General features: G+C 70.5%; 8 protein-coding genes. 4 read left to right on the top strand and 4 right to left on the bottom strand.

The annotated features are described in order from the left end of the window. From D7V93_RS32665 to D7V93_RS32650, 4 genes are all read left to right on the top strand, one after another. Positions 1-1,802, top strand: a 1,802-nt coding sequence (locus D7V93_RS32665; protein ID WP_208723231.1) for an AgmX/PglI C-terminal domain-containing protein, incomplete at its 5' end; no start/stop codon positions are given. 41 nt (positions 1,803-1,843) lie between these two features. After that, positions 1,844-2,188 (top strand): ArsR/SmtB family transcription factor, encoded by a 345-nt coding sequence (locus D7V93_RS32660; RefSeq protein WP_120647108.1) that lies wholly within the window; start codon positions 1,844-1,846, stop codon positions 2,186-2,188. Further along, positions 2,185-2,682, top strand: a complete 498-nt coding sequence (locus tag D7V93_RS32655) for an SRPBCC family protein (RefSeq protein WP_120647107.1) — start codon at positions 2,185-2,187, stop codon at positions 2,680-2,682. Before D7V93_RS32660 ends, D7V93_RS32655 begins: the two co-directional genes overlap by 4 nt. Positions 2,683-2,737: 55 nt before the next feature. After that, positions 2,738-3,070, top strand: coding sequence for a hypothetical protein (locus tag D7V93_RS32650; protein ID WP_120647106.1), 333 nt, complete (start codon positions 2,738-2,740; stop codon positions 3,068-3,070). Here the strand turns inward: D7V93_RS32650 and pdxA are convergent. The 4 genes from pdxA to D7V93_RS32630 all read right to left on the bottom strand — a co-directional run bounded on the left by pdxA (position 2,994) and on the right by D7V93_RS32630 (position 7,289). Continuing rightward, the gene (gene pdxA / locus D7V93_RS32645) at positions 2,994-4,031 is read right to left on the bottom strand and encodes a 4-hydroxythreonine-4-phosphate dehydrogenase PdxA (protein WP_120647105.1); all 1,038 of its coding nucleotides are present in this window, start codon (positions 4,029-4,031) and stop codon (positions 2,994-2,996) included. The genes D7V93_RS32650 and pdxA overlap by 77 nt on opposite strands. Before the next feature lie 11 nt (positions 4,032-4,042). Beyond that, complete coding sequence (locus tag D7V93_RS32640; RefSeq protein ID WP_120647104.1) at positions 4,043-5,014, bottom strand: peptidylprolyl isomerase; 972 nt, start codon at positions 5,012-5,014, stop codon at positions 4,043-4,045. A 61-nt stretch (positions 5,015-5,075) separates the two neighbouring features. After that, complete coding sequence (locus D7V93_RS32635; RefSeq protein ID WP_120647103.1) at positions 5,076-6,068, bottom strand: peptidylprolyl isomerase; 993 nt, start codon at positions 6,066-6,068, stop codon at positions 5,076-5,078. Between the two features lie 201 nt (positions 6,069-6,269). Next, complete coding sequence (locus D7V93_RS32630; RefSeq protein WP_120647102.1) at positions 6,270-7,289, bottom strand: alpha/beta hydrolase; 1,020 nt, start codon at positions 7,287-7,289, stop codon at positions 6,270-6,272. Positions 7,290-7,567 lie beyond the last annotated feature (278 nt).

Here is a 7,567-nt window from a genome sequence, read left to right as displayed (position 1 = left end):
GTCTGGCGCGGTACGGGCGGCGGGAGGGTGGCGTGAGCGAGCTACTGACGGGTGATGGGCAGTTGCGTGGGCAGGGCAGCACTCCGGGTTCCTCGGGTGGTGCGGGCTTCTCCCTCGACTCCGATGCCTTTGACGCCGAGCTGGATGCCTGCCTGGATCTCGCCCTCTTCTCCGGCCCCGCGCGGAACACCGACACGGTGCCCGAGGTCCCCGCGACGGGCTCCATGCGCACGCTGCTCGACCTGGCCTCCACCGAGGAGTCCTGGCTGCAGTCGCTGCCTCCGTCCTCCCGCGAGGACGCGGAGCCCGCGCTGACGCTGTCCGCCGAGGCCGCCAACGTCGTCATCCCCGAGTGGCTGCGCGCCGAGGAGTCGCCGTCCGTCGCCCACGCCCTTCACGATGCGTCGTGCGGAGCGATGACGTCGTGGGACGCCGCGCCGCAAGCGAATGCCTGGGCCGCGCCCGGTTCTCCGGCCGAGGCCTATTCGCCGCAGCCGTGGATGCCCTACGCCCCGCCGGAGCCCGAGGCTCCCGCGCCCGTGATTGCCGACGTCTCGACGCGCATCCTGGGCATGAACCCGCTCTCCTTCGTGAGCGCGGTGGCCATGGGCGCGCTCGCCGCGGGCCTGCTGGTCGTCGCGGGCCTGCGACTGACCGCGGGTGATGATCAGCGTGCGTCCACGCCGCAAGTCGCGGGCGCCTTCGCGCAGGGCACTGTGGGCGTGCAGGGCGCCAACGCTGCGCAGGGCACGACGGGCATGCAGGGCTTCACGGCCTCGCAGGGCGCCGCGGGCACTCAGGGCTCTACGGGTCCGCAGGGCGCCGCGGGCACTCAGGGCTCTACGGGTCCGCAGGGCACCGCGGGCATGCAGGGCGTCACGGGTCCGCAGGGCCTGACGGGCGTGCAGGGCTCCACGGGTCCGCAGGGCCTGACGGGCGCGCAGGGCCTGACGGGCGTGCAGGGCTCCGCCGGTGCCACCAGCCCCCAGGTGATGCTCCCGGGCTGGCAGTCGCAGCCGGGCACGACGGACTTCCAGCAGGCCATCGCGTCCGCCGTGGGCGGCGTGAGCACGTCCGCCCTGACGGAAGCGCAGCGCGCCGCGCAGGCCCTCACGCCGAATACACCCGTGCTCACGGGCCCGGCCAACGTGGGCCTGACCACCGGCCTGCGGACGTTGGCCCCGGAGGCTCCGCGTCCCACGGTGACGGCGACGATGGCGAAGAAGGCCCCCGTGGCGCCTCGCGCCACCACGCTCGAGACGACGGAGGACACGGGCGAGGTCCGGGAGATGTCCTTCGGCAGTGAGATCTCCGCCGAGGAGCTGGCCCAGGCCCGTCAGGCCGCCGCCGAAGCCGAGGCGGAGGAGGCCGCGCAGCCGGGGTCGGAGTTCGACGAGGACTTCGCGCGCGAAATGGGCTTCACCGAAGAGGCGGAGGCCGAGCGGGCGCAGGCCGAGAAGCAGGCCCAGGAGAAGACGGTCTACGTCCCGCCCGCCCCGAGCGCCGCCGAGCACGAGCGCCTGTCGCCCTCGGATGTCACCAACGTGGTCGTCACGAACCAGCCGGCCATCGCCACCTGCGTCCAGAACTTCAAGGCGGGCACGGCGCTGGAGAACGGCGGCCGCTTCCAGATGCGCTGGTCGGTGGACACCTCCGGCAGCGTGTCCGGCGTGGCCATGGAGACCGAAGCCCTGCGCGGCTCCCCGCTCGCCGGCTGCATCGAGGACCAGGTGCGCACCTGGAAGTTCCCCGTGCACCGCGTGGCGATGGATGCCCCCGTGCGCTTCCCGTTCGTCTTCTAGCTGGACACTGACAACATACACGTCTATGTATATATGCAGTCATGCATGCTGACGTCTTCCAGACCCTGGCCGACCCGACGCGCCTGCGCATCATCGAGGCGCTGAAGGGCGGCGAGCACGCCGTGAACGACATCGTCGACCGGGTGGACATCCACCAGTCGGGCGTCTCGCGGCACCTGCGGATCCTCCAGGAGGCGGGCTTCGTCCAGGTCCGGCCCGAGGGGACGAAGCGGCTGTACTCGCTCTGTCCCGAGCCCTTCCAGGAGCTTGATGCCTGGGTCACCGGGTATCGGAAGCTCTGGGAGGACCGCCTCGACCGGTTCGGCGAGGAGCTCGAGCGGAGACAGAAGGCGCGCGTGGCCAAACGCAAGGAGGACACGCCATGACGAAGAACCCCCAGGCCGCCACGTCGCAGCGAAGCGTCACGTTCGAGCGGACCTATCCCGCATCCCTCGAGGACGTGTGGGAGCTGTGGACGACGAAGGACGGCATCGAGTCATGGTGGGGTCCCGAGGGCTTCACCGTGACGGTCCATGAGATGGACCTGCGCCCGGGCGGGCTGCTGCGCTACGCGATGACCGCGACCGCGCCGGAGCAGGTCGCCGGCATGAAGCAGGCGGGGCTGCCCCTCTCCAGCGAGGTGCAGGTCACCTACACGGACGTCACGCCCCAGCGCCGGCTCGCGTACACGCACAAGGTGGACTTCATCCACGGCGTCACGCCCTACGACGTCTCCACGGTGGTGGAGCTCCAGCCGAGCGGGCAGGGCGTGCGGATGTCCGTGACCTCCGACGCCATGCACAACGAGGAGTGGACGAAGAGGGCGTCCATGGGCATGGAGAGCCAGCTCGGCAGGCTCGCGAAGCGCCTCCAGCGCTGAAGCCCCCGCGGGAACCGGAGCACGGCGGCCGGGCGGCGTTTATCCTCTCCAGGCCATGGCGAAGCGAGCGCCTCCGGAGCCGGAGGGTCCAGACCCCATCGAGTTGCACCTGTGTCACCGTTGCCTGGTGCGGCTGCCGGTGGACGCAGGCGGGGTGGACCTGCCGCGCCGCGTGCGCGAGGCCCTGAAGGCGCACGGGCTTGCGAGCCGCACCCAGCTCATCCCCGCGTCCTGCCTGGGTCACTGCCCCACGGGGCTCGTCACGGTGCTCGTCGTCCCCGACGCCACGGCGCGGGGCACGCACGCGAAGCTCATCGCGCCGGAGGCGGACGGCGAGGACCTGGCGCAACACCTGCTCCAGGGCCTCGCGAAAGCCGGGCCGCCTTGAGCAGCGCTTCCATCATGGGCACGCAGCTCGCCGTGCCCGTGCCGGCAATCGCATACGCGGTGCCGTGATCCGGTGACGTGCGCGGCACCGGCAGCCCCAGCGTCACGTTCACCGTGCGCTCGAAGTCCAGCGCCTTGGCCGGGATGAGCCCCTGGTCGTGGTACATGGCCAGCACCACGTCGTACTTCGCGCCCACCTCGTCGGGCCGCGCGAACAGGCCGTCCGCGGGGATGGGCCCATGCGCATCCACCCGCTTGGAGCGCGCGCGGCGGATGGCGGGACCAATCACCTCCACCTCCTCGCGCCCCAGCATCCCGCCCTCGCCCGCATGCGGGTTCAACCCCAGCACGGCGATGCGCGGCTTGCGGCCCACCACCGGCTCCAGGCTGCGCGACAGCAGCTGGAGCTGCGCGACCAGCTTCTCCACCGTCAGCAGCTTCGGCAGCGCGGAGATGGGGACGTGGTTCGTCGCCAGCGCGATGCGAACACGCGGCCCGTCCATCATCATCAACACGTCCACGCCGAACGCGTCCGCCAGCACCTCCGTGTGGCCCATGAAGGGGATGCCCGCGCGGGAGATCTCCTCCTTCGACACCGGGGCGGTGCACAGCGCGTCCACCGTGCCCGCGCGCATCGCGTCGATGGCGGCCCGCACGTACGCGTACTGCGCCCGGCCACCCTCGCGCGACGGCTTGCCCGGCACGCGGTGCTTCTCCTGAAGGCGCGTCACCTCCACCACCGCCGGCCCCGTCGTGCGGCCCAGGTCCTCCAGGGCCACGCGCGGGAAGCGGCGGAAGAGGGGGAAGCGCTCCAGCGTGGGCCCGTCCCCGAACACCACCGGCACCAGCGCGCGGCGCACCGCGGGCCGCGCCAGCGCCAGGGCCGTCACCTCCGGCCCGATGCCCGACACGTCCCCCAGCGAGATGCCCACGCGGGGCAGCGCGGACGACGCGGTCGTCATCGGGGCGGCCTTCACATCTTCACTTCGACGTTGGCCTTGGAGCGCAGCTCCTGGACGTACTGGTCCAGGAACTTCTCCGTCTTCTCGTTGAGGAGCTTGGACTCCAGCTTGGGCTTCATCTCCTCGTAGGAGGCCACGGACACGTTGCGGCGCTCCTCCACCTTCAGGATGTGCCAGCCGAAGTTGGTGCGGATGGGCTCGCTCACCTCGCCCTGCTTGAGGTTGAAGGCGGCCTTCTCGAACGCGGGCACCATCACGCCGCGCTTGAAGTAGCCCAGGTCACCACCGTCCGCGGCGCTGGGGCCCTCGCTGCGGGCGCGCGCCAGGGCGGAGAAGTCCATGCCCGGCCGGCGGGCCTCCTTCGCGATGCCCTCCGCCTTCTGCTTCGCGGCGGCCACCTGCTCCGGCGTGGCCTTGGCGTCCACCTGCACCAGGATGTGGCGCGCGTGCACCTCCACGTCCTCGCCCTCCAGGCGCGTGTACTGCGTATAGGCGGCCTTGAGGTCCTCCTCGGTCACCTTCACCTTGGGGCCCACCTTCATGCGCAGCAGCTTGTCGCGCACGACGCGCTTGCGGAGCATCTCCCGATAGCTGGCGAGCGTGTAGCCCTCGTTCACGAGCAGCTGCTCGAACTGCTTCATGTCGGGGACGTTGTTCTGCTTGAGCACGTCCTGCACCAGGTCATCCACCTCCGCTTCCGTGGTGGTGATGCCCAGCTGCTGCACCTCCGCCTCCATCAGCTTCTCGCCGATGAGCGTGTCCAGCGCGGTCTTCAGGAGCTGCGCGCGCTCGTCCGCGCGCTTGCGCGGGTCGGGCTCCGAGTTGAGGCGCTGCATCTCCGGCGCGGCGCGCTGTTGCACCTCCGACATCGCGATGACGTCGCGGTTCACCACCGCCGCCACCTTGTCCACCAGCTCCGCGTGCGCGCGCGTGCCGCCCGTCAGGAGCATCACCGCCGCCAGGAACGCCACCAGGTTCTTCATCGCAACGACCCTCTCCACGAAACCCCGGGCCGGCCAACCGCGAGGCCCCCGGAAAAGTCCTTCACTTCGCCGCCTGCGGCACGGGCCGCCCGCGGATGGTCTGCAGCGTGGCCTCGTTCACCACCACCTGGGCCTTGTCGCGCAGCTCCTTCTCGAAGGCCTCCTGCGCCTGCGCCCGCTTGGTCTCCAGGAGCCGCCCCTCCACCTTCGAGCGCACCTCCGCCAGCTCCCGCTTCCTCGCCGACCTGCGGTCCAGCACCTTGAACAGGTGGTAGCCGTACTCCGTGGACACCACATCCGAAACCTGCCCGACCCCCAGCTTGAATACCACCTCGTCGAAGGCCGGCGGCATCTGTCCCCGGGGGAAGAAGCCCAGGTCCCCTCCCACCTTGGCGTCCGCGCTGAGCGAATAGCGCCGCGCCAGGTCGGAGAACTTCTTGCCCGCCTTGAGCTGCGCCTGGAGCCGGCGCGCCTCGTCCAGCCCCTTCACCACCATCTGCGCCGCGTGGACCTCCTCCGGCTCCTGGTAGTCCGCCTCGTGCGCCGCGTAGTACGCGCGCAGCTCCTCCTCCGTCACCGCCACGCGCGAATAGACGTGGTGCGTGAAGAGCTTCTCGATGGTGAGCCGGCTCGCCTCGCGCGCGCGCAGCTCCGCCATGGAAAGCTGCCCCTGGGCGAGCACCTCGTTGAAGTTGCCCGCAGGGTAGTCGCCCGACAGCCGCAGCACGCCCCGGTCCACCTCTTCGGGCGTCACCGCGATGTTGTTCTGCTTGGCTGCCTGCAACAGCAGCATCCGCTTCACCAGCGTGTCCACGAGCGCCCGCTTGAAGGGCTCCACCTCCTCCGGCGTGGGCTCGGGCCCTTCCGTGGTGGCCAGCTCCCGGCCCAATTCCTGCTCGAAGTCGGTGCGGCTCAGCGACTCGCCGTTCACGGTGGCGACCACCGCGGGGTCCGGCCCCTCCTGGGTGGGCGCACGGCAGCCGCCCAGGCCCACGCCCAGCAGCAGGACGGTGGACCACGACAGCAGGGAGGCGCGGAGGGAAGCAGGACGCATGCGCGAAGGCCTCGGGGGGGACAGCGGGGGACCTTCCACGGTGGTGCCGGGCCGCGGGGCTTTCAAGCGGGACGTCACGGCCGGGATGGGAAGCGAACGGATGGACCCATGGGACGGCCCTCCGGGTAGCACGGCGTCGGGGCCCCGACAACCCGCCGGCCACCGAGCCCCTCGCGGTTGCTAGAGCTTCGTGGCGTTGCCTCAGAGCTTCGTGGCGTTGGAGGTCAGGAAGGCCTCCACCTGGGGGAAGATTTCATCCGGCGCCTTGCGGCCCAGAATCAGGTCCGCGTGGCCGTAGTCCTCCGCGAAGCCATGGCCGCGCCCGGCGACCAGCATCTTCACCGGCCCACCCAGGTGCTCCTTCGCCCGGGCCACCGCCAGCGGCGGCGCGAGCAGGTCCCGGCTGCCGGCGATGAGCAGGAAGGGGATGCGCACCCCGGCGAGCGGCTCGCGGTAGTCGAACTCGCCGTCATAGGAGGTGAACTTGCTGGAGATGATCCACCGGGCGAACTGCCGCCCCACGCCCCCGGCGATGTCCGCCGGCACGTTGGCCAGCGCCCAGCGCACCACCTGCGGATCCATGTTCTCCGCCAGCATCATGTAGCGGGTCAGCGGCCCCGGCGGCGCCCCGAAGAAGGCGATGCTGGTGACCCGGCGCGTGGGGATGACCTTCAGCTTGAGCAGGGGCTCCACCCGCTGCACGAAGGCGCGCAGCCCCGGCTGCACCGCGAAGGTGAACGGCGCGCCCAGCGACACCGCCGCCTTCACCGGCGCCTGGGGGTTCTTCGCCAGGTGGGCGTACAGCATCAGCCCGCCCTTCGAGTGGCCCACCCAGAGGACCTGTTGGGCACCGGTGGACAACACCGTGCGCAAAGCTGTTCTCACATCGTGTTCCGCCTGATCATCAAAATTCCAGTCAGCCGCGGCTCCGGCCAGCCCCCGGCCGCGCAGCTCGATGACCCAGGTCTCGAACCCGGCCCGGGCCAGGTAGCGCGCCAGGCTGTACTGCTCGTTGAAGTCCATGTGGAAGCGGTTGGCTCCCAGCCCGTGGCACAGGATCACCGGCTCCGCGTACCGGCGCTCGCCGCGCGGGTGGTACCGCCCCAGCGCGATGGCCGCCCCGTCGTCCGTGGGGACCCTGTAGAGCTCATCCGGCTTGAAGCTCAGCGTCAGCAACCCCTCCTTGCCGCGCTCGACTGCTCGCGTGAAGAGGTCCGCCATCCGGCTCAACCGGGGTGCCGCAGCCTGTCGTGGTGTCACGCTTCTCAGTCTACGCCCGACCCCCGGCCAATGCCGCCGTGTCGCACAGGGACTTTCATGGGACGGCAGGGCAGTTGCAGGGGTGTGGGATACGTTCTCTTGGAGGTCACGGAAATGCGGCAGGGCCGGGGTTTCAAAGAAGTATTGTCATCCTTCATTGCCACAGTTTTTCCCACAGATACCCTCCTGGGTGCCCTGAAGGTGATGGAACGGCACCATGTTCGCGTGGTGGGGGTGGT

The sequence above is a fragment of the Corallococcus llansteffanensis genome, assembly GCF_003612055.1.
Lineage (GTDB): Bacteria > Myxococcota > Myxococcia > Myxococcales > Myxococcaceae > Corallococcus > Corallococcus llansteffanensis.
This window is presented reverse-complemented; position numbering and strand designations above follow the sequence as displayed.